This is a genomic window from Loktanella sp. F6476L (genome assembly GCF_023015725.1).
Lineage (GTDB): Bacteria > Pseudomonadota > Alphaproteobacteria > Rhodobacterales > Rhodobacteraceae > Yoonia.
On the sequence record NZ_JALKAR010000002.1, the window covers coordinates 102,352 to 126,859 of the forward strand.

Genomic DNA, 24,508 nt, shown 5'->3' on the forward strand with positions numbered 1-24,508 from the left:
CCCAAAACGAAAAAAGCCGCGCTAGATGCGCGGCTTAACTCTTCCAAAGATGGGATCAATTTACTTGATCTTACCTTCTTTGTACTCAACGTGCTTACGCACAACAGGGTCGTACTTCTTGATGACCATCTTTTCAGTCATTGTACGTGCGTTCTTTTTTGTGACGTAGAAGTGCCCGGTCCCTGCAGAGGAGTTCAGGCGGATTTTGATGGTGGTAGGCTTCGCCATGGCTCATCTCTCCGGTATGCGGCCCAAACGGCCTGCGGGTGAATATCTATAGAAGCTGCCTTTTACCCGTGCAGCGGTCCGAGTCAACCGCAATAACCCGCTTTTGGGCCAGCATTAGTGCTTTGTTACGGGGCGGGACACCGCGAGCACAGAAGCGACGTCGCCAGCTTCATCAAAAATCGGCGAAATCCGGATGTCCCAGTCAACAGGCAAGCCTTCAGCATTCGGAAACCGCGCCCAATATGTTGAGACGATTCCGCGCCACGCGCGATTTAATGCAACAGTTAACGGGGCATGCGCATCTGCGGGCCATGTCTTGCACCAACTCCGACCAATAATCTGGGTTGCGTCATCAAGACCGATCGTTTCGACAAATACGTCGCTTACCAGTGCGACACGACCCGTGTCAGATAAAACTGCGACGCATGTCGCGGCACTGCGGACATCGTCACGTCTTAGTCTTGGGGCGGTGGCCCCGATCATTTCCAGTGTGGTTGGGTCATTTTGAACTATCATACGATCCCCTCACAAAGCAGAACGACTCACTTCGGGATTGGTTCCAGCTTGGGATGAAATGGTTAACAAACGCCAGAGAAATCAACATTCTGCGAAACAAGAAATTTTGCGCGGACGGCCTATAAGCCGGATTTTGTCCTTCGGGTTGCCCCGAATGGATGACCATTCATCTGACGACGTTGTTGCCAACGCCGCTCTAGCTGCCAACCCGGACCTGCTGGGGGTCAAGCATCCCCGTCTCCCTTGCGGGCGACACGCGGTCCCTATTTGGCATTGCTCCCGGTGGGGCTTGCCGTGCCGTCCGTGTTGCCACGTCCGCGGTGGGCTCTTACCCCACCGTTTCACCTTTTCCCGCGCGGACGCGGGTAGTTTACATCTCTGTGGCGCTGTCCCTAGGGTTACCCCCGCCGGGGATTACCCGGCACCGTGCTTTGTGGAGTCCGGACTTTCCTCGACATCGAAATGCCGCAGCCATCCAGCCATCCGCGCAGATGCCGCTTAGGCCGTGGCCGGGCCTGCGTCAACGGGGAAACGGGTGGCGAGATCAGTGATCAACGCAATGTCGGTGGCATCAAGCGGACCTGCCGCCCATGGCCGGAAACGCATCCGAAACACGGACAACAGTAAATCCGGATCATCACAGCGATAGCCAAATCGCGCGGCCATCTCTGCAAAGCTGACGTCAGACGCACCTGATTCTATGGGCCAAACGCCTAACCCTTCGCACCACAAGCGACGCCAGTCGAACCGCACGCCAGGATCAATCTTGCGTCCTGGCGCCATATCAGAATGCCCAATGATCCGTTCAGGTTTGATTGACCAGCGCTGTGTGATCCCATGAAGCAGCACAATCAGCGCATCTATCTGTGGCATCGCAAACGGGGAAAATCCATCATTCGCGATCTCAATCCCGATCGAGCGGCTGTTCACATCAACAACATCACCCCACGCGCCTGCACCCGCGTGCCAAGCACGCTGATCTTCGGCAACCATCGACCGAACGGTGCCATCCTCGTCAATCAAATAATGGGCTGACACTTCGTTGTCGGGATTACACAACGTTCGGCACGCCGCATCTGCAGACGCCATTGCTGTGTAATGCAAAACAACCATATCCGGCACACACGCTTCTCGGCGTGGGCCAAAGTTCGGCGATGGGTGTGTAAGGGTCAGTTTCCAGCCGCCGCGCGGAATGGCGCAGGATCCCAGCCACAAGCGAACCCGTCACCATCCGGATCAATCCCACGCGGATCGCGTTCTGGGCCACCACGAATCAAGAAATCACGCTGTGCGGCATCTGGACTGCCATAAGTCGCACAGTTGCTTGAAAACCGCGATTCGCCAGACAGGATCGAACGGGAATACCATTCCTGCCCCTTCTGGTTTGGCGCGTTAATCGCATAAGACACGATATTCGGACCAGAATCAGCACGTGTTTCTGGCAGTGGAACAGGTTCGACAACGATCAACGCTTCGGCCTGTTGGGCACGACGCTGCGCGTCACTTTCGATCGTTTCGCGGCTCGACACAGCGTCAAAGCTGTTTTCGTCCGAAATCTCTGGGTTATTTGCCAGGCGACGCTCGCGTTCTTCTGCTGTTTCACCGATTGGTGCCGCAGAGGTCGCGTTGAGCGGCGCAGTCGTCACAGCCGCGCTTGTTCCGATTCCCGCAGCAGCCAAATCTGATGTCGGAATCGCTTGTTCTGACGTGGTAGCGCCTGCCGCGCTTGGTGTTTCATTCGAAATCACAGGCTGACGCGTCGCGGAAAGCGGGGCACCAATAGTTTGGCCCTGCAACTGCGCCTCGCGCCGTGCGCGATCCAATTCGAAATCAGCGTAATCGCCAAAACCGACACCACGCCCGCTATCAGGGACAGCGGGTGGTGTTACTTCACATGCGGCCAAGGCCAAAACAGCCACAAGGCTGAAACTACCAATTTTCACGAGGTCACACCCCAATCGTTTGAAATCAGCGGTGTGTTTACCACCACTTCGCCGGTTTGGCCACAAATCCTGCGGCTTGTTCAAGCGCATAGGCAACGTTCAGCAGATCGCCCTCTTCCCAAGGACGACCAATCAACTGCAGACCCAGCGGAAGACCGTTTTTATCAAGGCCCGCAGGCACTGCGATCCCTGGCAGACCAGCCAAGTTCACTGTGACCGTAAAGACATCGTTCAGGTACATCTGGATCGGATCGGCATCCTTCATAGCGCCAAGCGCAAAAGCAGACGACGGCGTTGCTGGCGTCAGGATCGCGTCAACACCGCTTGCATAAACTTTATCAAAGTCCTGCTTGATCAGCGCACGCACCTTACGGGCACGGTTGTAATAGGCGTCGTAGAAACCGGCGGACAGTACGTATGTCCCCACCATCACGCGGCGCTGCACCTCAGCGCCGAAGCCTTCCGCGCGGGTTTTTTCGTACATTTCGGTGATGCCGTCGCCCGCTTCGAGCTTTGCACGATGACCGAACCGCACACCGTCATAACGGGCAAGGTTGGATGACGCTTCTGCTGGCGCAATCACATAATACGCAGGCAACGCATATTTCGTGTGCGGCAAGGAAATGTCACGAATTTCGGCACCTGCGTCTTTCAGCATTGCGGTGCCGTCTTTCCACAGCTTTTCAATTTCTTCGGGCATGCCGTCCATGTGATATTCTTTTGGAATACCAATGACTTTACCTTTGATATCGCCTGTCAGGGCTGCTTCAAAGTTGGGCACTGCGATGTCAGCGGACGTCGAATCCTTCGGGTCGTGACCACACATCGCTTCCAGCATAATCGCGCTGTCGCGTACGTCTTTGGTCATCGGACCAGCCTGATCAAGCGACGACGCAAAAGCGACAACGCCCCAACGGGATACGCGGCCATAAGTTGGCTTAATGCCGGTTGTGCCGGTAAACGCGGCTGGCTGGCGGATAGACCCGCCAGTATCGGTGCCTGTCGCACCAAGACACAAATCAGCGGCAACGGCAGACGCAGACCCACCAGAAGACCCACCCGGTGTCAGTTCAGCGTCAACTTTCCAAGGGTTCACGGCATTGCCGTAAACAGAGGTCTCGTTTGACGACCCCATCGCAAATTCGTCCATGTTCAGCTTACCAAGCATAACGGAACCCGCGTCGAATAACTGCGTCGTCACAGTCGATTCATATTCCGGCTTGAAGCCTTCCAAGATACCGGACGCCGCTTGGGACGCGACACCTTTGGTGCAGAACAAATCTTTGATGCCCAACGGGATACCGCACATGTCAGGGGCATCGCCCGCTTTGATGCGCACGTCCGCAGCTTTGGCCTGATCCATCGCGATATCAGGGGTGTGATGCACAAATGCGTTCAGCGCGCCGGCCCCTTCGATGGATTTCAGATAGCTTTCGGTCAATTCCGCAGAAGACACGTCGCCCTTGCGCATTGCATCGCGGGCACCAGCAATTGTCAGTTTGGACAGATCAGTCATTATTCAACCACCTTCGGCACAGCAAAGAACCCTTCACGAGCATCAGGGGCGTTGGCCAGCACTTTTTCCTGCTGGTCGCCGTCGGTCACGACATCTTCGCGGCGCTTCAAACGCTGCGGCGTGACAGAGGTCATCGGTTCAACACCGCCCACATCAACTTCATTAAGCTGCTCAATGAACCCGAGAATCGCGCTAAATTCGGACGCCAGCGCAGGCAATGCGTCGTCCTCTACCTGAATGCGGGCAAGTTTTGCCACGCGGCGGGCGGTTTCTGTGTCAATGGACATGGGGCCGTGTCTCCGTCTGATATCGAGGTCGCGTTTACCGTCCCGTGGGGTGGCCTGCAAGGACATGCGGCGGTTGGAATGCGAAAACCTAACGCCTGCGAGACGCAAAGAAGGATTTGAGCATTTCTTCAGACGCGAGCGCATCAATTCCGTCGTAGATTTCGGGGGCATGATGGCACTGGGCATGTGCAAAGACACGCGGGCCCTGAGCGACACCACCTGATTTGGGGTCGGCCGCCCCATAGTAAAGCCGCGCGATCCGCGCATTGCTGATTGCGGCCGCACACATCGGACAGGGTTCCAAGGTCACATACAGGTCGCATCCAGTCAGGCGTTCCTGTCTTAGTTCGGTACAGGCTGCACGAATAGCCAGGACTTCGGCGTGCGCTGTCGGGTCGTTGAGTTCACGGGTCCGGTTGCCGGCTCTTGCAAGCACGGCGCCTTGCCGCACGATCACGGCCCCGACTGGTACTTCACCACGCGCAGCCGCATCTCTGGCTTCGGTCAGCGCAATATCCATGTAACTTTGAAACTTCATGCGGTGTTGTCACGCAAATGTAGTGTCTGGCGCAAGTGTCGGATGCCTCCGGAGGGGATATTTAAGGCCAAAAGAAAGGCGGGCCATTGCCTCGACCGCCTGTGGTGCGTAAGGCTGCACACATGTCAGATGATATCCCAAAGGGCGACCGGATCGCCAAAGTTTTGTCCCGTGCCGGGATTGCGTCCCGCCGAGAAGCCGAACGTATGATCGCCGAAGGGCGTGTCACCGTAAACGGCAAGGTCATTGATAGCCCTGCCCTGAATATCATCGGTGGCGCGCGGATCACTGTTGATGGCAAACTTGTGGGCGAACCTGATCCGCCCCGCATTTGGCTGTATCACAAGCCCGCAGGCCTCGTGACGACCGAACGCGATGAACGCGACAGACCCACCGTTTTTGCAAACTTGCCTGAAGATATGCCCCGCGTGATGTCTGTGGGGCGGTTGGATATCAATTCCGAAGGCCTGCTTTTGTTGACCAATGACGGTGAATTGAAGCGCAAACTGGAATTGCCCAGCACAGGGTGGCTGCGCCGGTATCGCGTTCGGATCAAAGGGTCCGCATCAGAGGCCAGCCTTGACCGTTTGCGTGAAGGTATCAGCGTCGAAGGTGTTAATTACCAGCCTATGACCGTCACCTTTGACCGCCAACAAGGTGCCAACGCATGGCTGACCATCAGCATCCGCGAAGGCAAGAACCGCGAAATCCGCCGCGCAATGGAAGCCATCGGCGCGACCGTGAACCGTTTGATCCGCGTCAGCTATGGCCCGTTCCAATTAGGCGCACTGGCGCAAGGCGAAGTGGAAGAAGTGAAGCAGCGCGTTGTCCGCGATCAATTGGGCCTGTCCGGCAAACCAACCCCGACACGCACGCGCAAACCAGTCAATCGTCCCGTAAAAGGCCGCCCTACGGGGAAAAACACAAGACGTTGAACCCTTGTGGCGGTTTACGGGTTATGCACAATATGCGTGACGCGCGCACTGCCAGAATAGGGAACGACACACGTGGCTGATCTTTTAACACTCGAGAACGCAACCAATCTCATCATGCTTTGCTTTTTGCAGGCGGTTCTGGGGTTCGATAACCTTCTCTATATTTCGATTGAAAGCCAACGCGCGCCCGTCGCCCAGCAGAAGTCGGTGCGCTTTTGGGGAATTATCATCGCGGTGGCACTGCGGGTTGTTCTGCTGTTTGTGATGATCAGCTTGATCGATGCGCTAGCCGCACCGTTTTACACATTCGCATGGGAAGGCGTTCTGGAAGGTGCCGTAAACTTTGCCACATGCGTATTCGTCTTTGGCGGCGTGTTCATCATGTACACGGCGATTAAGGAAATCCGGCACATGCTGTCGGTCGAACACCTTGGCCACGATGTTGAAGGCAAATCCGGAAAATCCGCCGTTCAGGTCGTACTGCTGATCGTCATGATGAACCTGATCTTCTCGTTCGACTCGGTTCTGTCTGCCCTTGCGATCACGGACGTGTTCCCAATCTTGGCAACAGCAATTCTGCTGTCCGGCCTCGCAATGCTGCTGCTCGCCGACGGCGTAACAAAGTTTCTTGAGAAAAACCGCATGTACGAGGTGCTTGGCCTCTTTATCCTGCTGATCGTCGGTGTTGTGCTTCTTGGTGAAGCGGGTGTTGCCGCATCCCACGCGATGCATGACGATTCGATGGGGATCAAGGTCTTTGGCCAAGACATTATTCCAATGTCGAAATCCACATTCTACTTCTCTGTTGTCGTATTGTTTGCTGTTGAAATCCTGCAATCCGGCTACGCGCGGAAGCTGAACGCAGAACGGGCAGCAAACCAGAAACATTCGTAATTTCCGAAACGGTGCTTATCTGTTGACCAACCCGAGGTAACCAACGCTGTGAACCATGATCAAACTATTGCTGCTCTTTTTATTGCTACTCCCCGCAATCATGGGTGGCTTGGTCATATGGGCGTTACTCAGGTGGTTCAACGGGGCACCACCGCAAAAAAGCATTGGGGAAACCTTGCCTGAAACGATCCGGACAATCGCATTCATCGTGCTTGTGATCTTGCTGTTTGGCGTGACCAGCGGCTTTTTGGGGGCAGCGTAATGGCGAAGAAATTTGGCGGAAAATATAGCCCGAACGGGGCGTCTTCTGGTGCGGACATCCGTGAAACACCACCCGACCGGCCAATTGAAGACAACACGAAAGGCACGACTTTGTTATTCGTGCCCGCAATTATTCTTGTCTTCACTTCAATCAATGATGGCCCTGCGATGCTCGCAATCGCACTACTTGGTGCAGCATTGTTGACCTTCGCGGCATGGTTCACGCGCGAGGGACTGCAGGCACAAGCCGAATACGATGCCCGCCGTGTTGCACGTAAACCCGCGATCCCGCGCAAGATGATCGCGTCTTTGGCAACCGGTTTGGGTGTTACTTTGGCCGCATACACTGGCGATACTGGGCTGATCGGGTCCGTGATCTACGGCATTGTCGGGGCAGTCCTGCATACCGTGGCCTTTGGCGTTGACCCGTTGAAAGACAAGCGGATGGAAGGCGTGGATACCTTCCAACAAGACCGCGTTGCCCGCGTCGTGGATCAAGCCGATGCAAGCCTTGCTGCGATGAAAGATCACATCGCCCGTCTCGAAGACCGTGATTTGACGGCACGTGTTGCGTCTTTCGATGCGACGGCCCGTAAAATGGCCCGCACGGTCGAAGAAGACCCGCGCGACCTGACACGCGCCCGAAAGTATCTGGGGGTCTATCTTGAAGGCGCGCGCGACGCGACGGTCAAGTTTGTGGACCTGTATACGCGTAAACCTGATCCGTCTGTGCGGACCGACTACATCGCACTGCTTGACGACCTACAAGACAACTTTGCCGCCCGGACTGACAAGATGATGGAAGATGACCGGACGGATATGGATATCGAAATCAAAGTGCTGCGCGACCGATTGCAGCGTGACGGCCTGTAAAACAGGTCGCTAACCTAGGGGGACAATATGTCTGAAACGATCCGCGAAAAAGCTGCCGCAACGCTGGCTGATGTTGAAAAAGTGACAGCTGTTGTGCTGGCTGAACCGATGGGCGACCTTGTTCCGCTAGCGGCAGCTGATGCACCAACGTCAGCTGAAATCACAAAACGCATGAACGAAATCGACATCACCGAAACACAGTCGATCATTTCTTTTGGGTCCGGCGCACAGGCCGAATTGCAAGAAATTTCACAATCCATGCTGCAAGGCGTGCGCAATAAGGACGTCGGGCCAGCGGGCGACAGCCTGCGCAACATCGTATCAACGATCCGCGGTTTCTCGGTTTCCGAACTCGATGTGCGTCGTAAACGCAGTTGGTGGGAAAAACTGTTGGGTCGTGCTGCACCAATGGCCAAATTTGTCGCGCGTTTTGAAGACGTTCAAGGCCAGATCGACGGTATAACCGAAGACCTGTTGCGCCACGAGGGCGTGCTGTTGCGAGACATCGAAAGCCTTGATGTGCTGTATGACAAGACCCTCGCATTCTACGACGAACTCGCCCTTTACATCGCGGCTGGCGAAGCGAAGCTCGAAGAACTGGATGCAACCGTAATCCCTGCCAAGGTTGCAGAAGTAGAAGCAGCCCCGGAAAACGACGCGGTAATGATGGCGCAAGAATTGCGCGATATGCGTGCGGCCCGTGACGATCTGGAACGCCGTGTGCACGATCTGAAACTGACACGTCAGGTGACAATGCAATCCTTGCCGTCGATCCGCCTTGTGCAAGAAAATGACAAGTCGCTGGTCACGAAGATCAACTCGACTTTGGTCAACACAGTGCCACTTTGGGAAACCCAACTGGCTCAGGCCGTCACTATTCAACGTTCTGCCGAAGCGGCTGAAGCTGTGCGTAGCGCGAACGACCTGACGAACGAACTGCTGACGGCCAACGCCAAGAACCTGCGCGATGCGAACAAAGTTATCCGCACCGAAATGGAACGCGGCGTGTTCGACATCAACGCGGTAAAACAAGCGAACGCCGATCTGATCGCCACGATCAACGAAAGCTTGGAAATCGCGGACGAAGGCAAGCGCAAGCGCGCCGAGGCAGAAGCCGACATGATCAAGATGGAAAAAGAGCTAAAAGACACGCTCGCGTCCGCCAAAGCACGCGGTGACAAAACCGGTGACACCATCGGCACTGCGACAGGTGCTTAAGTGACAAACGCAAGCGGCATTATTCGCGCGGCGGGCCTTACGGGCCTACTGACGCTTGCCGCTTGCGAAACCACACCACCCGTCACGCCAGTCCCCGACACGCCACCGGTCAGTCGTCCGGAACCCGTCGAAGAACTGGCCCCTCCCGTGATCACGGAACCAAGCGAAGCCAGCAAAGCGCTGGCGACGTATTACCGGCGGCTTCAAAATGACCTGCTGACGCAAGGCCTGTTGCGCGGTGATGGCGGCGGTCCCGATACCCCGTTCACCGACACCGTTCTCGCACGTAATTTCGTGCGGATCGCTTTGTTTGACGAATACGTCACCGACGGCGATGTATTGCGTCCGCAGGCCACCCTTTCACGTTTACGCCGCTGGGATATGCCCGTGCGCATGACGATGGAATTCGGGGCCTCGGTTACGCCGGAACAACAATCACGCGACCGCACCACAGTGGCCGCCTATGCGCAGCGACTATCGCGCGTATCTGGTCTATCGATCCTGCAAACGGACGCTGACCCTAATTTCCACGTTCTTGTACTTGGCGAAGATGACCGCGCGACCTACCGCGACCGCCTGCGTGAAATCGTGCCCGGCATCGCCGAAAGCTCTTTGCGAGCGATCACCCAACTGCCGCGCGACCAGCTTTGCATCGTCGTCGCCTTTTCCGAAGGTGGCGGTGCCAGTTATTCCAAAGCCGTGGCGATTATCCGCTCCGAACACCCCGATCTCTTGCGCACGTCCTGTTTCCACGAAGAGCTGGCGCAGGGGCTTGGCCTTGCCAACGACAGTCCACAGGCCCGCCCGTCCATTTTCAACGACGACGAAGAATTTGGGTTGCTGACAACACACGACGAATTGCTGCTGAAAATGCTCTACGATCCGCGGTTCCGCACTGGTATGTCCGCCGCCGAAGCCGCCCCAATTGCGCGGGTCATCGCCCGCGAATTACTCGCTTCCGGTCCTACATAGGGTCCGTTTTTCATGACCTTGCCATGCGGCGCACCGCTGCCTAGCATACCGACAACATCAAATACGAAAGGGCCAAGCACATGGGCATTCTCGACTTCCTCTCTGGCCAATTTATCGACGTCATCCACTGGACCGACGACACCCAAGACACGATGGTTTGGCGTTTTGAACGCGCAGGTCACGAAATCAAATACGGCGCGAAGCTGACCGTCCGTGAAGGCCAAGCCGCTGTTTTTGTGCACGAAGGTCAGATGGCTGATGTGTTCACGCCAGGTCTGTACATGTTGGAAACCAACAACATGCCGATCATGACGACGCTGCAGCACTGGGATCACGGTTTCAAATCGCCGTTCAAATCCGAGATCTATTTCGTCGATACGACCCGCTTTGCGAACCTGAAATGGGGCACCAAGAACCCGATCATGTTGCGCGACCCCGAATTTGGACCAACACGGATTCGCGCTTACGGCACCTACACAATGAAGGTCAGCGATCCCGCACGGTTCATGACCGAAATCGTGGGCACGGACGGTGAATTTACGGCAGACGAAATCAGCTACCAAATCCGCAATATCATCGTACAGGAATTCAGCCGCGCGATCGCGAAATCCGGTATTCCAGTGCTTGATATGGCCGCGAATACAGGCGAAGTTGGCAAGCTGATTGCGGATGCGATCAACCCGACGATTGCGCAATACGGCATCATGCTACCGGAATTATACATCGAGAACATTAGCCTCCCCCCTGCCGTGGAAAAGGCGCTGGATACCCGCACATCGCGCGGCATCACAGGCAATCTTGATGACCATCTGAAATATCAAGCGGCCCAAGCGATGGGGGCTGAAGGGTCTGCCGCTGGTCAAGCAATGGGTATGGGCATGGGCGCAGGTCTTGGCATGAACATGGGTCAAATGTTCAATCAAGCCCCGCAAGCCGGACCATGGGGTGCAGCACCTCAACAACCGGCTGCGATGGCACCTCCGCCTCCACCGCCGCCACCTGCGGAACATGTTTGGCATATTGCCGTCGCGGGCGACGTCACTGGCCCGTTCTCCAAAGCTGCGATGGGCCGCAAAGTCACCGAAGGTGCGCTGACACGTGACACTATGGTTTGGACCCAAGGGCAAGACGGCTGGATGCGTGCCGAAGACGTTGCTGATCTGAACAGCATCTTCACCGTCGCACCACCGCCCCCACCCGGAGCATAATCAATGACGCCACGCATCCCGACCTTTTGTGCGATGACCGCCCTTTTGGCCGGCTGCGTGGCGTCTGATGCAACGACAGATCGCCCCGAAGGACTGTCACCCGTCGACGTGATTGCAACACAGGCCGACCTGACGGCACGGTTTCCGACAGCCAACGCGTTCAGCGCGCTTGCACCAAGCGGCGAAGGCGTGATTTTCGCATTGGACGGCACCGCCACATACATCAATCCAGCCTTTAACACGCGGATCGAAAGCACAATTTCCGGTTTCGATGGCAACACCATGTGCGTCGCAGAAGCGGGCGATTGGAGCGGTATTTGCATTTCGCTGTTCCAGACCCAAGCTGGCAATAACTATTGCGAAGGCACGTTCGGCGATGGTGGCGCACTGAATTTTCCATGCACCTTGCAGCCAGCCCTACCTATTTGACGAAACTTTTTTCGGGCACGTCACGTGTCTGAAGCATGAACAACAGCCGCGCCCTATTCAGCCCAAACAAGCGGTCGCTCGTCAAAGTACTGCATGGCGTGACCGTTCCACTTTTCGTCTGGTTTATGTTGGTGACACCGGAAGATGTGAACCGGATCGGGCGATGGGCCTTCCACGTGCATTCGTTTCTTGGGCTGATCTTCGTCAGTTTCGCCCTGTTTTGGACAGCAACATATCTGAAGCGCGGCCTTGTCGGACGCCCCGGCCCAAAGCTCGGTCCGCGGGCCAAACGCGCCCATCAAGTTTTGCACAAGACACTTATCTGGGGGCTATTTGGCGTCGCACTGACTGGGTTTGGCTTGGGCGTTACATCTGCAACGCAGTTGTGGGCAGGCAATATCGTTCCCATAGGTGTGCCACTGAACCTGCCAAAGTGGAACGATTTCATCGGTCAGGTTCACATCTACGAATTCTACATCCTTGCAGTCATTGCGATTGGTCACGCAGGATTTCACACGTGGCGGCACCTGCGATTGCGCGACAATGCGTTGCGGATCATGGCCCCCAAAGCCTTGCATCGGTTCCTGTGACGCCGTCCATTTTGGGTGGTCGCTGGCCCGCGTTTCCGGCTATGATCAAACCAACCGATTTAGCCGCCCCAGCAGAAGCACGCTTCACATGACCGACACTGATTTCGATACCCTAAACAGCCCGCTCCAAGAACACCGGTTCCCTTGTGATAATTGCGGCTCCGATCTGCGGTTCGATCCCGGCGATCACCGTCTCATCTGTGATCATTGCGGCAATACCGAACCATTAGAATCAGCGGCAGGCGTCGCCAGCGGGATCAAGGAACTTGATTTTAAAGACGCTGTGGCCAACGCACTGGCCGAAGAAGACATCGAAGAAACAAAGGTCATCACCTGCCCCAATTGCGGCGCGCAGACCGAATTTGATAGCGATACGCACGCTGCAGAATGTCCGTTCTGTGCAACACCTGTCGTCACGGATACCGGTACGCACCGCCATATCAAACCGCGTGGCCTTTTACCGTTTGAGCTAGACGAACCGGCGTCCCGTAAAGAACTGACGGATTGGCTGGGATCGCTGTGGTTCGCGCCAAACGGGCTGACGGAATACGCACGTAAGGGCCGGAAAATGAACGGTATTTACGTGCCTTACTGGACGTTCGATGCTGATACCAAATCCAGCTATACTGGCCAGCGCGGCACCCATTACTACGAGACCAAAACAGTCGTGCGAGATGGGAAACGAAAACAGGTTCGGGTTCGCAAAACCCGTTGGCGGGCTGCGTCTGGCCGTGTTGCGCGTTTCTTTGACGACGTGCTTGTTCTCGCGTCAAATAGCTTGCCTAAGAAATACACCGACGGTCTGGAACCTTGGGATCTATCCGCGCTTGAACCATATAAACCCGAATATCTGGCTGGTTTCAGAGCTGAAGGATATCAAGTCGAATTGACTGACGGTTTCACCGAAGCCCGCGCTTATATGGACCGCATGATCCGGCGCGACGTCAAATACGACATTGGTGGCGATGAACAACGAATCAGCAATGTTCAAACGCAAATCAGCGATGTGACCTTCAAACACATCCTGCTGCCGGTCTGGCTCGCGGCCTACAAATACAACGGTAAGACCTATCGCTTTGTCGTCAACGGCCGGACGGGCCGTGTGCAGGGCGAAAGGCCATACTCTGCTTGGAAAATCACATTTGCAGTCATTATCGGCTTGATTATCGCGGCAGGTGTGGGATTTGTTATCGCTAACAGTCAATAGGAGATAGGCGATGATCCTGTGTGCGGGCGAAGCCCTGATCGATATGCTACCGCGTGAAACATCCGCAGGGGAAGCCGCGTTCGCGCCACATGCAGGTGGCGCCGTGTTCAACACAAGCATCGCTTTGGGTCGTCTTGGCGTTCCGACGCAATTCTACTCAGGCATTTCTAAAGATCTGTTTGGCGAAGTTCTGACCGGTGCGCTGGCCGCATCCAACGTCGATGCTAGCCTCGCCCATCGTTCGGACCAACCGACGACACTGGCCTTCGTGAAACTGGTGGATGGACACGCAAGCTACGCCTTCTACGACGAAAACACCGCCGGACGCATGCTGCCGTTGGATAGCTTGCCCGATACATCGGCGGACGCATTGTTCCTTGGCGGTATTTCTTTGGCTGTTGAACCTTGTGCGGGAACTTACGCGGCCCTGCTGAAACGCGAAGCATCCAGCAAGGTCACGATGATCGATCCGAACATCCGCCCGACGTTCATAAAAGACGAAGCCGTGTATCGTGCCCGCATCGCAGAGATGATCGGCCTCGCGGACATCATCAAACTATCCGACGAAGACCTTGATTGGATCGATCCGGAAGGCGACACAGCCGATAAAGCCCGCAAAATGGTCGCGGACAATGATCTGAAATTGTTGTGCATTACCGAAGGGTCGAAAGGCGTGACCGGATACACGCCGACCCAAGAAATCTTTGTCGCTGCGAACAAGGCAACCGTTGTCGACACTGTCGGGGCCGGCGACACATTCAACGCAGGTTTGCTGGCCAGCTTACACAACGCAGGGCTTTTGACGAAATCCGGCGTCGCTCGCCTATCAGACGATGCCGTGCGTGATGCGCTGTCCCTTGGCGCCAAAACTGCCGCGATCACAGTGTCGCGCGCTGGTGCGAATCCACCGTGGGCCTCTGAATTGTGAGAGCCCTGATCCAACGCGTCACTGACGCACGTGTTGTTGTTGACGGCGAAACCATCGGTGAAATCGGTCCCGGCCTGCTGATCCTCGTTTGTGCGATGCAGGGTGATACCGCAACGCAGTCAGCCAAACTTGCCGCAAAGATCAGCAAGCTGCGGATCTTCACCGACGATGCTGGCAAAATGAACATGTCGCTTGCCGACACGGGCGGATCAGCTTTGATTGTCAGCCAGTTCACACTGGCAGGCGACACATCTCGCGGCAATCGTCCCGGCTTTTCGACTGCGGCACGACCTGAAGAGGGGCGCGCGCTATACGAGCAATTCATCGACGATGTCGCGGCTTTGGGGATCACGACGCAAACCGGATCATTCGGGGCTGATATGAAGGTCAGCCTCACCAACGATGGTCCTGTTACATTGTGGTTGGATGTCTAGGCGCGGACCATTACGCCCGCAAGCGCCCCAAAATCGTCGTCGCGGCAAAAACGCAGGCCGCCGCCACCACGATTGATGGCCCCGTTGGCGTGTCGAACATCAAGGACGCTTGCGTACCTGCAAATGCAGCCAATGTCCCAACAATGATTGACGCAACGGCCATGCCCTCAGGCGTGCGAGCCAATTGGCGTGACGCGGAGGCGGGAATAATCAGCAAAGCCGTTATCAACAACGCGCCGACGACCTTAATGGCCACGGCCACGACCAACGCCAGCAGAATTGTCAGCAGCAGTTCCTGCCTGCGCGGGTCGATACCCGCCGCATAGGCCAAATCGGGGCTCAGCGTGGCCGTCAATAGATGCGACCATTGCCACCACAAAACGCCAACCACGACGAACGCCCCCCCCCAGATGATTGCAAGGTCTGTCGTTCCGACGCTCAGGACGTTCCCGAAAAGGTAAGCCGACAGGCTAAGCTTCGCACCTGACAACAATGACACGATCACAAGGCCCAGCGCCAAGGCGCTATGAGCCAGCACCCCAAGCGCCGCGTCAGCCGTTTGCCCAGCGCCAGTTAATTGCAAGAATATCAAAGCGATACAGATCGCTGTGATGATCACGCCCACATAGATCGACATTGAAAACGCCAGCGACAATGCCACGCCCAAAACCGCCGCATGTGCCATCGCATCCCCGAAATAGGCCATGCGCCGCCACACGACGAAACAGCCCAGAACGCCTGTCGCGACAACAGTTCCAAGGGCCGCAAGGACCCCGCGTACCACAAAATCGTCAAGCATTATTCGGCTGCCTCATGGGTATGGTCGTGGTCGTGATCATGGTGGTGGTGATGATCGTGGTCATGCCGGTACAGCGCCAAAGCGCCCCCCGTCCCGGTGCCGAACAATTCGCGATATGCTGGTGCCGCGCTGACAACTTCAGGCGTTCCTTCGCAACACACATGACCGTTCAGACAAATCACGCGGTCAGAGGCGCTCATCACGACGTGTAATTCGTGGCTCACCATTAAGACTGCGCAACCCAATTCTTGGCGGACCGCTTCGATCTGACGGTAGAAGCTCGCAGAGCCCGGTTGATCCAACCCCTGCGTCGCCTCATCAAGCATCAGAATATCCGGGCGTCCAAGGATCGCTCGCGCAAGCAGAACCCGCTGGAACTGCCCCCCAGACAAATCCGACATCTGCCGTTTGCCGAGATCAGACAGCCCAGCGGTTTCAAGCGCTTCACAGGCCTGCGCATCGCTGACTTTTTTCGGCAAATCCAAGAAACGGCGCACCGTCAGCGGCATTGTCTGATCGATGTGCAGTTTCTGCGGCACATAACCGACCTTGATGCCCTTGGACCGCGTGACAGTCCCCGTGCTTGGCTTCAGCGCACCAATCAATACACGCAAAAGCGTTGATTTTCCGGACCCGTTTGGCCCCACAATCGTAACGATTTCACCGGGCACCAATGCCATGGTGACACGATCCAGAACCGTTTGACCGCCGTAGCGGACTGCAACCTTGTCAGCCGTCAAAAGTGTCATGACGGGTCCTGACAAGTTGGGCACAGACCTTCGGCTTCGATCACAGTTTGCTCGATCTGGAACCCGGCAGAGGCCGCACTTTGACCCAAGTCGCTATTGCCTGCCTGCGCTTCAGCAACAGTTCCGCAACTGCGACAAATCATGAATGCCGGATCGTGGGTCGTATCAGGATGCGCGCAAGCCACGAAAGCATTCAGACGTTCGATCCGGTGCACAAACCCTTGATCCACAAGGAAAGACAACGCGCGGTAGGCCACAGGTGGCTTCGCCCCAAAACCGTCAGCATCAAGCCGCGCCAAGACGTCATATGCGCCAAGGGCTGCATGTGCTTCGAGCAAGATTTCAAGCGTCCGACGCCGCACCGGCGTGAACTGCACCTTCCGCTCCAGACACGCAGCATCCGCCGCAGATAGCGCGGTTGCCACACAGGCACGATGGTCGTGCTTTGCGAATCCTTTGGCGGGTGTCGTTTCCATCTTGCCATCCATGTTACGTTATAACATACCACAATTTATGTTGATTCACTCAAAGAGGCAAGTCATGTCCCTACGTTCTCTCCCACTTTTGTCACTACTGGCGGCCCTACCTGCCGCGGCTTGGGCGGACGCGCCACAAGTTATGACCGACTTTGGCCCAACCCATAGCATCGTGACGACATTGATGCAGGGCGTTGGGACGCCAGACGTCCTGCTAGCCCCGGGTGACGATCCCCACGATTTTACATTGCGTCCATCACAGGCTCGTACACTTTCCCAAGCTGATCTCGTGATTTGGGTGGGCGCATCCCTGACACCTTGGCTGGTTGATCCGCTTGAAAACCTCGCAGGTGACGCCGCGCACCTGTCACTGCTTGAAACGGAAGGATGGAACCTGCTGCCATTCCGCGATCTTGATGAGGCCATGGACCATGATGATCATGCAGAGCACGACGATCACGCGGAACATGATGGTCATGATGATCACGAAGACCACGACGACCACGCGGAACACGGCGATCATGATGACCACGAAGACCATGGCGATCATGCGGGCCACGACCATGGTGAATTTGACCCGCATGCGTGGCTCGACCCTACCGTCGTATCCGTTTGGGCCGATGCGGTGGCACAAGCCTTGATCGTTCAAGATGCGGAGAACGCGGAACAATACACCGCGAACCTTGCTGCATTCCAAACGGACCTGACAACGCTCTCGGCAGAGCTGGCCGCCATTGCGACACAGATCGACGGCACACAAATCATTTTGCCGCACGACAGTTTCCAGTATTTTGAAGTCGGTGTCGGTCTGACCCCTGCGGGCTTTATCTCCAACTCCGAAGACGCCGATCCTGGCCCTGGCCACCTGCGCGAGCTGCGTGAGATGGTCGAAGCGGGCGACGTGACCTGCGTGCTGCACGAATCCAACAGTGACGCGGAATGGGCCGCCGTTCTGATTGAAAACACACCGGCACAAACGGCGATGGTTGATGTCACAGACCGCGCAGGCGTGGGTTACATCGCGATGATGACTAACCTCGCAGCTACCCTGCGCGATTGCGCCAACTAAGGGTCAGCTGCCGCTTCCAGTGCGGGGTATTTCATGCCCAGTGTGATGCCCCGCACCACAAAACTTAACAATAGCCCAAGCCATAACCCGTGGTTTCCAAACGCGGCCATCAATGGAAACACACAGGCGAAATAAACCAAGGCCGAAATGATCATCATATTGCGCATGTCTTTGGTTCGTGTGGCCCCGATAAAAATACCGTCCAACATCCACGACGCGACCCCCACCAAAGGGGCGGCAATCATATATGGCAGGAAAGTACGGCCCGCCGATTGGACCTCTGGCGCTTTGGCCATGGTGTCGATGATCGCAGGTCCGAAGATTGCAAAGCAGGTCGCTAGAAGTAGTCCGGTCGCAGCCCCCCAGCCAAAAGTCAAAATGGCAGCGCGGCGCAACGCAGCGCGTTTTTTGGCCCCCAAAGCTTGACCGACAAGCGATTCCGCCGCGAAGGCAAATCCGTCTTGCGCATAAGACGTGATATACAGAAACTGCAGAAGCACTTGGTTCGCGGCGAGGTTCACATCACCAAAATCAGCGCCCCAAAACAGGAAACTGACAAAGATCGCCTGCAATAGAACGGAGCGGATCATGATATCCGTGTTTACAACCGCCATGTTTTTCAGACGGATGCGGTCGAAAATGCGTTCTGTATTGCGCCATGCTGTGCCTTTGAAAGCGTCGCGGCAAAGCCATAGACCCAAAGCAAGTCCTGCCCATTCGGCGATAAACGTGGCCCAGCCAACGCCAGCTACGCCCCAATCAAAGCCCAGCACGAATACCAGATCGAGGATGATGTTTGCCCCGTTCATCAACACTTGGATCGCGAGGATTGCTTTGGTGCGCTCCAATGCCACCAACCAGCCCGTGATCCCGTAAAGCGCAATAGTCGCAGGGGCGGACCACACCCGAATTGCCATATATTCACGGGCAAGGCTTTCGACTTCGGGACTGGCGGGCGACAGGTTGAACGCGCCATAAAACAGCGGGATTTGCAGCAGAATCATCGCAAACCCTGCCGTCGCGCCAATTAACAAGGCGCGCGATAGCAAAGCGGCGACTTCGGGTTGATCCCCTGCCCCATGCGCTTGGGCGGCAAGGCCTGCGGTCCCCATCCTTAGAAACCCAAAGATCCAATAGAACGCGGTTAAGATAATCGCGCCAATGCCAACTGCCCCAATTGGCGCGGCTTCGCCCATCTGCCCGACAACACCCGTATCCACAGCCCCCAAGATCGGCACGGTCGCATTCGACAGCACAATCGGGAGCGAGATTTGCAGAACGCGGCGATGCGTCAGGCTATCGATCTTCATCAGGGTTTAGACCTATCCGGCATCAGGAAGTGACCCGTCGCTTGGGCGAATAGCTTGGTCCGGTTGTCTTGCCAGCCTTCGACGTGCACCGATGCGTAACGGCGGCCAGACCGGTTCACCCGCGCACGCGCATAAGCATCACGCGGCAGGCCAGAGCGTAGGTAATCGACGGTAAAGTCGATGGTCTTTGGCAGCAAAACGCGGGTCGGCACATCGGTTGTCGGGGTTTCGACATCGTCCCAGATCATTTCCCAACTCAGCTGGATGATTGCCGTAATCTCAAGAAACGCAGCTGTCACGCCGCCATGGATCGCGGGAAGCATGGGATTGCCGATATGATCGTCTTTGAACGGCAGCACTGCAGTCAATTCGTCACCGCGGCGATCGAATTGCACACCTAGAAACTGAATGTAGGGCACGTCGGCCAAAAGGTTCTGAAGGGCCGCATCACGCCTTTGTTTGACGACCTGTACGGGTTCTGGCTTCTTCATGTCGCCACCTTTTTCACTTGTGGGACGGTGAATGCACCGGTCGCCGTCGCCACTGGGCGATCTTTATCGTCATCCGTGGCAACTGCGCGCACAAAGGCCACGTTGCGGGTCACGTGATAACATGTGGCGGTCGTGGTGATTGCCTGTCCGGGCGTCGCAGAGCGCATATAATCGATACGTAGATCCAGCGTGGCTGTGGGTACACCCGCATTCGGGTGACACATAACGGCTGTGCCACAACACGTATCCATCAATGCAGAAACCGCACCACCATGGATCACGCCTGTTTCAGGATCGCCAATAAGGCGTTCGTCGTAGGGCATGGAAATCACCGCTTCGCCATCGCCGGAATGTTCCACATGCATCGCGAGCGCTTTGGCGTGGGGCATGTTTTGTATGAACGATGCAACCATCGTTGCTTGCTCGTCTGGTGTCATCTGGTGACCCTCGCAATTGGTATTGCCCCACACCTGACATTCTCGGACGCTTACGAAAAGCTGTTTCTTGGCATCCTCAATGAAGGGCGATTGGCACGTTGCCTTGGATTTAGTGCGCGCTATACTAGCGTCATGGAGAACGAAATGTCTGAGCCCCGCCTGTCCTTTAAAGAAATGTGTGCCAAGTTCGATGTGACCCCACGGACGCTGCGCTACTACGAGTACATCGAACTACTCAGCCCCGAAAAAGAGGGCCGTTCTCGTTTCTATGGCAGCAAAGAGCTTGCACGCATGACTTTGATATTGCGTGGACGCCGCTTCGGATTCGCGTTGGAAGACATTCGCCAGTGGCTGCAAATCTACGAAAACGAAGGTACGCAAGCGCAGATGGAAACGTGGGTCAAACTGGCTGACAAACAGTTGGTTGAACTGGACGAACAGCGCAAACAGCTGGATGACACGATGACCGAATTGAAGCGTTTGCGCGATCTGACAGCCAAAAACGTCGGATGACCTCAGGTCAATTTTGATCACGGACCCGCATGGGCCCCGTGATCAGGCCCGTCGTGCGGATATCAGGATGCTATACAAATCCTGCACACGTTTTGCCTGAATTTTTGACGCTTCGTGAAACCGCAGGCATCGCAAAGCCCTTATTATTAGACGAATCCGGTTTGGAAATCCTTACCCGCTTTCCCGTCTGAGGGGAAAACCAACTTTCCCTTCCCTCTTATTAAATTACGCGTGACCTAGGGTGACTTTTGCTGACCTTTCGTCAGGCGCAAAATGACGCCACGTTCCGTTTACGTTAACGTCAACAAAGCTTGTAAGGTTCGAGTCGACGGCGCACCTCGGCTGCACAACGAACAACATGCAGCCCAAGGATTGCACAATGACAACTGAAACAATGACCATTCGCGACATGTGCGCGAAATACGACGTAACCCCCCGCACTTTGCGGTTTTATGAACAGAAAGAACTTTTGTTTCCTATGCGTGACGGCCAGCGCCGGATGTTCACAAAGCGTGATCAAGCCCGCCTCAAACTGATCCTCCGCGGTAAGCGGTTCGGGTTCAGCCTAGAGGAAATCAGGCAGCTGCTGGACATGTACCACATGGGCGACAGCCAACAGGCGCAGCTCGCGAAAACATACGAACTGGCCAAAACGCACCTCGCCGACATGATCGCACAGCGCGATGAACTGAATGTCGCCATCGAGGAGCTGAAGACACAAATGGAATGGGGCGCACAGCGCCTTGAAGATTTGGCAAACGGCAAGATCGCCGCTGCCTAAGAGTTGATACCGGAGGAGACCCGCACATGCCGATCTACAATAGCCCTACTAAAGACATGCAGTTTGTGTTGCACAATCTGTTGAACGTCAGCGCCCAAGACGTCCCGGGCTACGACGATCTTGATGCGGAATTCACAAGCGCCGTGCTTGAAGAAGCCGGAAAAGTCGCAACCGACGTATTGCTGCCGCTGAACGCAGTTGGCGACACCGAAGGATGCGTGCTTGAAAATGGCATCGTGCGGACACCAACCGGTTTCGACGAGGCCTTTAAGGTCATGAAAGAAGGCGGCTGGACTGCAATGGATTGCGATCCGGAATATGGCGGCCAAGGTCTGCCGTATGTGATGCATTCTGCCGCACAAGAATCATTCGTGTCCGCCAACATGGCCTTCAACATGTACCAAGGCCTGACACACGGTGCCTATTCCGCGATCCACGCCCACGGCACGGACGCGCAAAAGCAAAAATGGCTGCCAAAGATGGTCACATGCGAATGGACCGGCACCATGAACCTGACAGAACCGCATTGCGGGACTGACTTGGGCCTCATGCGCACCAAAGCGGTGCCACAAGATGATGGTTCGTTTAAAATCTCCGGTCAGAAGATCTTTATCTCTGCAGGTGATCATGATCTGGCGAACAACATCGTCCACCTCGTCTTGGCCAAAATTCCGGGTGGCCCTGAAGGCATCAAAGGTGTTTCATTGTTCATCGTTCCAAAGATTATGGTCGATGATGAAGGCAACCTTGGTGATCCCAACGGCGTGTCCGTCGGTAAGATCGAAGAAAAGATGGGCATCCACGGCAATTCCACCTGCGTGATGAACTACGACGAAGCGACCGGCTACCTTTTGGGCGAAGAGCACAAAGGTATGCGCGCGATGTTCACAATGATGAACGAAGCACGTCTCGGTGTGGGCCTGCAAGGGTATGCACAAGCTCAAATCGCGTACCAAAACGCCGTGTTCTACGCGAACGACCGTCTGCAAGGGCGTGCCGTGACTGGCGTCGAATACCCTGAAAAAGCTGCTGATCCGCTGATCGTGCATCCTGACATCCGTCGTAACCTGATGGACCAGAAAAGCTTTGTCGAAGGGGCGCGTGCCTTCACGATGTGGGGCGCAAGCCTGATCGACCGTGCGCACAAGAACGACGACAAAGACGCGGACGGCCTGATTTCATTGATGACGCCAGTGCTGAAAGGCTTCTTGACCGACAAAGGTTTTGAATACGCAACAGCAGCGCAACAGGTTTACGGCGGCCACGGCTACATCGAAGAATGGGGCATGTCCCAATTCGCCCGTGATGCACGGATCGCGATGATCTACGAAGGTGCAAACGGCGTGCAAGCGCTTGACCTTGTTGGCCGTAAACTGGCGCAAGACGGCGGCAAGCACGTGATGGCGTTCTTTGACATGGTGAAGAACTTCATCAAAGAAAACGATGGCGACGAAGCGCTGAAAGCTGACTTCCTTGAGCCACTGAAAGCGGCATCCAAGGACATGCAGGCAGCGGGCATGTATTTCATGCAGAACGGCATGAAGAACCCGAACAACGCGCTGTCAGGGTCTTACGACTTTATGCACCTGATGGGTCACGTTTGCCTTGGCCTGATGTGGGCACGCATGGCGAAAGCCGCGCAAGAAGCGCTGGATGCTGGCGACACCGATGTAGACTTCCTGAACACGAAAATCGCGACCGGGAAATACTACATGGCACGTCAATTGCCTGCGACGGCAATGCACCTCGCGCGGATCAACACCGGCGCGGACACTGTGATGGCACTGGACGCCGCACAGTTCTAACGACACGATGGAAGGCGGGCTTTGCGGCCCGCCTTTCCCCAAGGAGGAGTGTCATGCCCAAACGGTTTCGCCTCACACGTCGGTTTCCTGTCGGAATGACAGAAGACGGGTATCGGAGGTTGACCCGCTTTGCGGATGACGCGGGATTGGAAAAAGGGGAGGCTTTGAGTTTTGTGTTCGAAAACTTCGATGCGTTGATGGACGGCGACAATCTGCGCAGCAGATTGCGGCAGTTCACGACAACATTGGAGCATCGCAAGCGGTGACGTCGCATTTTCGAGTTGTTTTGGGCAGATGAAACAGCAACGGTGCAGCTTCATCCCATTCGGCTACTCGCACAATGGCGACTAATCAGCATGGGCCGTTAATTGGACGCAGCGTTCTGCTTTCATCTGTCCAAGAACAACTCAAATCTCTGTCCTATGATCTGGACGCACCCTCGAAAGGGACCACACCATGACAATGACCTTGCACTGCTTCGGCGAAAGCGGAAATGCTTACAAAGCGGCTCTGACACTCGAACTCGCAGGTGCCGACTGGACGCCGAAGTTTGTTGATTTCTTCAACGGTGAAGGCCGGTCCGACGCGTTCCTCGACTTAAACGTCATGGGCGAAGTTCCAGTGCTGGAAGATGGTGATATGGTCCTGCCCCAGTCCGGCGTGATCCAAGATTATGTCTCTTCAAAGACTGGCAAATTAGGCGGCAAATCGGCAGCGGAACGTCGCGAAGTTCTGCGCTGGATGTTCTTTGACAACCATAAGGTATCCGGCGTTGCTGGTAACCTGCGGTTCTTGATGAATTTTATGCCAGAAGACCGCCGCAACGCTGATGTGATCGCCTTTCAAGCTGCCCGCCTTAAGTCCGCATTGAAGGTTGTCGAAACGCAATTGGGCCGTACTGCATGGCTGGCTGCCGACGACATCACAATCGCTGACATCGCCGTCGCCGGATACTTGTTTTACCCAGAACCGTTCACATTTGACCGTAAAGATTACCCCAATATCGGCCGCTGGATGGACGCAATCGCCGCCCAACCCGGTTGGAAACACCCATACGACTTGATGCCCGGCTCACCTGCCGATCGCACCTAAATACCCGGA

General features: G+C 55.8%; 31 protein-coding genes and 1 other RNA gene. 18 read left to right on the forward strand and 14 right to left on the reverse strand.

The genetic code is table 11. The annotated features are described in order from the left end of the window. Window positions 1-60: 60 nt before the first annotated feature. The 8 genes from rpmG to MWU61_RS05775 form a co-directional block, all read right to left on the reverse strand. Complete coding sequence (rpmG, locus tag MWU61_RS05740; protein WP_072857731.1) at window positions 61-228, reverse strand: 50S ribosomal protein L33; 168 nt, start codon at window positions 226-228, stop codon at window positions 61-63. Window positions 229-342: 114 nt separating this feature from the next. Then, the gene (locus tag MWU61_RS05745) at window positions 343-744 is read right to left on the reverse strand and encodes a PAS domain-containing protein (RefSeq protein WP_247127332.1); all 402 of its coding nucleotides are present in this window, start codon (window positions 742-744) and stop codon (window positions 343-345) included. Between the two features lie 106 nt (window positions 745-850). Next, window positions 851-1,231: RNase P RNA component class A (gene rnpB / locus MWU61_RS05750), an RNA gene on the reverse strand. Between the two features lie 11 nt (window positions 1,232-1,242). Then, the gene (locus tag MWU61_RS05755; protein WP_247127736.1) at window positions 1,243-1,857 is read right to left on the reverse strand and encodes an N-acetylmuramoyl-L-alanine amidase; all 615 of its coding nucleotides are present in this window, start codon (window positions 1,855-1,857) and stop codon (window positions 1,243-1,245) included. Window positions 1,858-1,913: 56 nt separating this feature from the next. Then, entirely contained in the window at window positions 1,914-2,687 is a 774-nt protein-coding gene (locus MWU61_RS05760) for a hypothetical protein (protein WP_247127333.1), read from the reverse strand. A 37-nt stretch (window positions 2,688-2,724) separates the two neighbouring features. Beyond that, entirely contained in the window at window positions 2,725-4,203 is a 1,479-nt protein-coding gene (gatA, locus tag MWU61_RS05765; protein ID WP_247127334.1) for an Asp-tRNA(Asn)/Glu-tRNA(Gln) amidotransferase subunit GatA, read from the reverse strand. Further along, window positions 4,203-4,490, reverse strand: coding sequence for an Asp-tRNA(Asn)/Glu-tRNA(Gln) amidotransferase subunit GatC (gene gatC / locus MWU61_RS05770; protein ID WP_247127335.1), 288 nt, complete (start codon window positions 4,488-4,490; stop codon window positions 4,203-4,205). The genes gatA and gatC overlap by 1 nt, the downstream gene beginning before the upstream one ends. Before the next feature lie 88 nt (window positions 4,491-4,578). Then, window positions 4,579-5,028: a nucleoside deaminase gene (locus MWU61_RS05775; RefSeq protein ID WP_247127336.1), complete on the reverse strand. Its 450-nt coding sequence runs from the start codon at window positions 5,026-5,028 to the stop codon at window positions 4,579-4,581. Window positions 5,029-5,150: 122 nt separating this feature from the next. Here MWU61_RS05775 and MWU61_RS05780 point away from each other — a divergent pair, with 122 nt between their 5' ends. The 12 genes from MWU61_RS05780 to dtd all read left to right on the forward strand — a co-directional run bounded on the left by MWU61_RS05780 (window position 5,151) and on the right by dtd (window position 14,977). Beyond that, window positions 5,151-5,963 (forward strand): pseudouridine synthase, encoded by an 813-nt coding sequence (locus MWU61_RS05780; RefSeq protein ID WP_247127337.1) that lies wholly within the window; start codon window positions 5,151-5,153, stop codon window positions 5,961-5,963. Window positions 5,964-6,035: 72 nt separating this feature from the next. Continuing rightward, on the forward strand, window positions 6,036-6,857 hold the full coding sequence (locus MWU61_RS05785) for a tellurium resistance protein TerC (RefSeq protein WP_247127338.1): 822 nt from the start codon (window positions 6,036-6,038) through the stop codon (window positions 6,855-6,857). A 55-nt stretch (window positions 6,858-6,912) separates the two neighbouring features. Continuing rightward, window positions 6,913-7,119, forward strand: a complete 207-nt coding sequence (locus MWU61_RS05790) for a hypothetical protein (RefSeq protein WP_247127339.1) — start codon at window positions 6,913-6,915, stop codon at window positions 7,117-7,119. Then, a complete protein-coding gene (locus tag MWU61_RS05795; RefSeq protein WP_247127340.1) occupies window positions 7,119-7,991 on the forward strand; it encodes a 5-bromo-4-chloroindolyl phosphate hydrolysis family protein in 873 nt (290 codons plus the stop codon). Before MWU61_RS05790 ends, MWU61_RS05795 begins: the two co-directional genes overlap by 1 nt. Window positions 7,992-8,018: 27 nt before the next feature. Then, window positions 8,019-9,209, forward strand: coding sequence for a toxic anion resistance protein (locus MWU61_RS05800; protein ID WP_247127341.1), 1,191 nt, complete (start codon window positions 8,019-8,021; stop codon window positions 9,207-9,209). After that, the gene (locus tag MWU61_RS05805; RefSeq protein WP_247127342.1) at window positions 9,210-10,181 is read left to right on the forward strand and encodes a DUF2927 domain-containing protein; all 972 of its coding nucleotides are present in this window, start codon (window positions 9,210-9,212) and stop codon (window positions 10,179-10,181) included. Window positions 10,182-10,261: 80 nt separating this feature from the next. Next, window positions 10,262-11,389 (forward strand): SPFH domain-containing protein, encoded by a 1,128-nt coding sequence (locus MWU61_RS05810; RefSeq protein WP_247127343.1) that lies wholly within the window; start codon window positions 10,262-10,264, stop codon window positions 11,387-11,389. Window positions 11,390-11,392: 3 nt separating this feature from the next. Further along, complete coding sequence (locus tag MWU61_RS05815) at window positions 11,393-11,818, forward strand: hypothetical protein (RefSeq protein WP_247127344.1); 426 nt, start codon at window positions 11,393-11,395, stop codon at window positions 11,816-11,818. Between the two features lie 35 nt (window positions 11,819-11,853). Continuing rightward, window positions 11,854-12,408 carry a cytochrome b/b6 domain-containing protein gene (locus tag MWU61_RS05820; protein ID WP_247127345.1) on the forward strand — a complete coding sequence of 185 codons (555 nt, stop codon included), beginning with the start codon at window positions 11,854-11,856 and terminating at the stop codon, window positions 12,406-12,408. An 88-nt stretch (window positions 12,409-12,496) separates the two neighbouring features. Next, window positions 12,497-13,615, forward strand: a complete 1,119-nt coding sequence (locus MWU61_RS05825) for a TFIIB-type zinc finger domain-containing protein (RefSeq protein ID WP_247127346.1) — start codon at window positions 12,497-12,499, stop codon at window positions 13,613-13,615. Window positions 13,616-13,625: 10 nt separating this feature from the next. After that, a complete protein-coding gene (locus tag MWU61_RS05830; protein WP_247127347.1) occupies window positions 13,626-14,543 on the forward strand; it encodes a carbohydrate kinase in 918 nt (305 codons plus the stop codon). Then, window positions 14,540-14,977 (forward strand): D-aminoacyl-tRNA deacylase, encoded by a 438-nt coding sequence (gene dtd / locus MWU61_RS05835; RefSeq protein ID WP_247127348.1) that lies wholly within the window; start codon window positions 14,540-14,542, stop codon window positions 14,975-14,977. The genes MWU61_RS05830 and dtd overlap by 4 nt, the downstream gene beginning before the upstream one ends. Window positions 14,978-14,987: 10 nt before the next feature. Here dtd and MWU61_RS05840 read toward each other — a convergent pair whose 3' ends face one another. Genes MWU61_RS05840 through MWU61_RS05850 form a run of 3 tightly spaced genes read right to left on the reverse strand, consistent with a single transcriptional unit; the run spans window position 14,988 to window position 17,001 of the window. After that, on the reverse strand, window positions 14,988-15,776 hold the full coding sequence (locus MWU61_RS05840) for a metal ABC transporter permease (RefSeq protein ID WP_247127349.1): 789 nt from the start codon (window positions 15,774-15,776) through the stop codon (window positions 14,988-14,990). Then, on the reverse strand, window positions 15,776-16,525 hold the full coding sequence (locus MWU61_RS05845; protein ID WP_247127350.1) for a metal ABC transporter ATP-binding protein: 750 nt from the start codon (window positions 16,523-16,525) through the stop codon (window positions 15,776-15,778). The genes MWU61_RS05840 and MWU61_RS05845 overlap by 1 nt, the downstream gene beginning before the upstream one ends. Beyond that, on the reverse strand, window positions 16,522-17,001 hold the full coding sequence (locus MWU61_RS05850; RefSeq protein WP_247127351.1) for a transcriptional repressor: 480 nt from the start codon (window positions 16,999-17,001) through the stop codon (window positions 16,522-16,524). The genes MWU61_RS05845 and MWU61_RS05850 overlap by 4 nt, the downstream gene beginning before the upstream one ends. A gap of 64 nt (window positions 17,002-17,065) precedes the next feature. Here MWU61_RS05850 and MWU61_RS05855 point away from each other — a divergent pair, with 64 nt between their 5' ends. After that, entirely contained in the window at window positions 17,066-18,070 is a 1,005-nt protein-coding gene (locus tag MWU61_RS05855) for a zinc ABC transporter substrate-binding protein (RefSeq protein ID WP_247127352.1), read from the forward strand. Here MWU61_RS05855 and MWU61_RS05860 read toward each other — a convergent pair. The 3 genes from MWU61_RS05860 to MWU61_RS05870 are packed head-to-tail and all read right to left on the reverse strand — an operon-like array spanning window position 18,067 to window position 20,308. Then, window positions 18,067-19,380: an MATE family efflux transporter gene (locus MWU61_RS05860; protein WP_247127353.1), complete on the reverse strand. Its 1,314-nt coding sequence runs from the start codon at window positions 19,378-19,380 to the stop codon at window positions 18,067-18,069. The two genes, MWU61_RS05855 and MWU61_RS05860, sit on opposite strands and share 4 nt — an antisense overlap. Continuing rightward, window positions 19,380-19,871, reverse strand: coding sequence for a PaaI family thioesterase (locus MWU61_RS05865; protein ID WP_247127354.1), 492 nt, complete (start codon window positions 19,869-19,871; stop codon window positions 19,380-19,382). Before MWU61_RS05865 ends, MWU61_RS05860 begins: the two co-directional genes overlap by 1 nt. Continuing rightward, the gene (locus tag MWU61_RS05870; protein WP_247127355.1) at window positions 19,868-20,308 is read right to left on the reverse strand and encodes a PaaI family thioesterase; all 441 of its coding nucleotides are present in this window, start codon (window positions 20,306-20,308) and stop codon (window positions 19,868-19,870) included. The genes MWU61_RS05865 and MWU61_RS05870 overlap by 4 nt, the downstream gene beginning before the upstream one ends. Window positions 20,309-20,452: 144 nt before the next feature. Between MWU61_RS05870 and MWU61_RS05875 the strand changes: the two genes are divergently transcribed. From MWU61_RS05875 to MWU61_RS05895, 5 genes are all read left to right on the forward strand, one after another. Further along, entirely contained in the window at window positions 20,453-20,821 is a 369-nt protein-coding gene (locus MWU61_RS05875; RefSeq protein WP_247127737.1) for a MerR family DNA-binding transcriptional regulator, read from the forward strand. Window positions 20,822-21,200: 379 nt separating this feature from the next. Next, window positions 21,201-21,602: a MerR family DNA-binding transcriptional regulator gene (locus MWU61_RS05880; protein ID WP_247127356.1), complete on the forward strand. Its 402-nt coding sequence runs from the start codon at window positions 21,201-21,203 to the stop codon at window positions 21,600-21,602. Between the two features lie 26 nt (window positions 21,603-21,628). Next, the gene (locus MWU61_RS05885) at window positions 21,629-23,407 is read left to right on the forward strand and encodes an acyl-CoA dehydrogenase C-terminal domain-containing protein (RefSeq protein ID WP_247127357.1); all 1,779 of its coding nucleotides are present in this window, start codon (window positions 21,629-21,631) and stop codon (window positions 23,405-23,407) included. A gap of 53 nt (window positions 23,408-23,460) precedes the next feature. Beyond that, window positions 23,461-23,673: a hypothetical protein gene (locus MWU61_RS05890; protein ID WP_247127358.1), complete on the forward strand. Its 213-nt coding sequence runs from the start codon at window positions 23,461-23,463 to the stop codon at window positions 23,671-23,673. A 190-nt stretch (window positions 23,674-23,863) separates the two neighbouring features. Continuing rightward, the gene (locus MWU61_RS05895) at window positions 23,864-24,499 is read left to right on the forward strand and encodes a glutathione S-transferase family protein (RefSeq protein WP_247127359.1); all 636 of its coding nucleotides are present in this window, start codon (window positions 23,864-23,866) and stop codon (window positions 24,497-24,499) included. The last annotated feature ends 9 nt before the right edge of the window (window positions 24,500-24,508 follow it).

Coding starts and splice junctions, on each gene's coding strand:
- MWU61_RS05840 (WP_247127349.1), bottom strand. CDS start 15,776: ATGCTTGACGATTTTGTGGTACGCGGGGTCCTTGCGGCCCTTGGAACT.
- MWU61_RS05795 (WP_247127340.1), top strand. CDS start 7,119: ATGGCGAAGAAATTTGGCGGAAAATATAGCCCGAACGGGGCGTCTTCT.
- MWU61_RS05875 (WP_247127737.1), top strand. CDS start 20,453: ATGTCTGAGCCCCGCCTGTCCTTTAAAGAAATGTGTGCCAAGTTCGAT.
- MWU61_RS05845 (WP_247127350.1), bottom strand. CDS start 16,525: ATGACACTTTTGACGGCTGACAAGGTTGCAGTCCGCTACGGCGGTCAA.
- MWU61_RS05815 (WP_247127344.1), top strand. CDS start 11,393: ATGACGCCACGCATCCCGACCTTTTGTGCGATGACCGCCCTTTTGGCC.
- MWU61_RS05825 (WP_247127346.1), top strand. CDS start 12,497: ATGACCGACACTGATTTCGATACCCTAAACAGCCCGCTCCAAGAACAC.
- gatC (WP_247127335.1), bottom strand. CDS start 4,490: ATGTCCATTGACACAGAAACCGCCCGCCGCGTGGCAAAACTTGCCCGC.
- MWU61_RS05880 (WP_247127356.1), top strand. CDS start 21,201: ATGACAACTGAAACAATGACCATTCGCGACATGTGCGCGAAATACGAC.
- MWU61_RS05865 (WP_247127354.1), bottom strand. CDS start 19,871: ATGAAGAAGCCAGAACCCGTACAGGTCGTCAAACAAAGGCGTGATGCG.
- MWU61_RS05745 (WP_247127332.1), bottom strand. CDS start 744: ATGATAGTTCAAAATGACCCAACCACACTGGAAATGATCGGGGCCACC.
- MWU61_RS05755 (WP_247127736.1), bottom strand. CDS start 1,857: ATGGTTGTTTTGCATTACACAGCAATGGCGTCTGCAGATGCGGCGTGC.
- MWU61_RS05860 (WP_247127353.1), bottom strand. CDS start 19,380: ATGAAGATCGATAGCCTGACGCATCGCCGCGTTCTGCAAATCTCGCTC.
- MWU61_RS05855 (WP_247127352.1), top strand. CDS start 17,066: ATGTCCCTACGTTCTCTCCCACTTTTGTCACTACTGGCGGCCCTACCT.
- MWU61_RS05895 (WP_247127359.1), top strand. CDS start 23,864: ATGACAATGACCTTGCACTGCTTCGGCGAAAGCGGAAATGCTTACAAA.
- rpmG (WP_072857731.1), bottom strand. CDS start 228: ATGGCGAAGCCTACCACCATCAAAATCCGCCTGAACTCCTCTGCAGGG.
- MWU61_RS05890 (WP_247127358.1), top strand. CDS start 23,461: ATGCCCAAACGGTTTCGCCTCACACGTCGGTTTCCTGTCGGAATGACA.
- MWU61_RS05870 (WP_247127355.1), bottom strand. CDS start 20,308: ATGACACCAGACGAGCAAGCAACGATGGTTGCATCGTTCATACAAAAC.
- MWU61_RS05800 (WP_247127341.1), top strand. CDS start 8,019: ATGTCTGAAACGATCCGCGAAAAAGCTGCCGCAACGCTGGCTGATGTT.
- MWU61_RS05850 (WP_247127351.1), bottom strand. CDS start 17,001: ATGGAAACGACACCCGCCAAAGGATTCGCAAAGCACGACCATCGTGCC.
- gatA (WP_247127334.1), bottom strand. CDS start 4,203: ATGACTGATCTGTCCAAACTGACAATTGCTGGTGCCCGCGATGCAATG.
- MWU61_RS05775 (WP_247127336.1), bottom strand. CDS start 5,028: ATGAAGTTTCAAAGTTACATGGATATTGCGCTGACCGAAGCCAGAGAT.
- MWU61_RS05830 (WP_247127347.1), top strand. CDS start 13,626: ATGATCCTGTGTGCGGGCGAAGCCCTGATCGATATGCTACCGCGTGAA.
- MWU61_RS05820 (WP_247127345.1), top strand. CDS start 11,854: ATGAACAACAGCCGCGCCCTATTCAGCCCAAACAAGCGGTCGCTCGTC.
- MWU61_RS05810 (WP_247127343.1), top strand. CDS start 10,262: ATGGGCATTCTCGACTTCCTCTCTGGCCAATTTATCGACGTCATCCAC.
- MWU61_RS05780 (WP_247127337.1), top strand. CDS start 5,151: ATGTCAGATGATATCCCAAAGGGCGACCGGATCGCCAAAGTTTTGTCC.
- MWU61_RS05885 (WP_247127357.1), top strand. CDS start 21,629: ATGCCGATCTACAATAGCCCTACTAAAGACATGCAGTTTGTGTTGCAC.
- MWU61_RS05790 (WP_247127339.1), top strand. CDS start 6,913: ATGATCAAACTATTGCTGCTCTTTTTATTGCTACTCCCCGCAATCATG.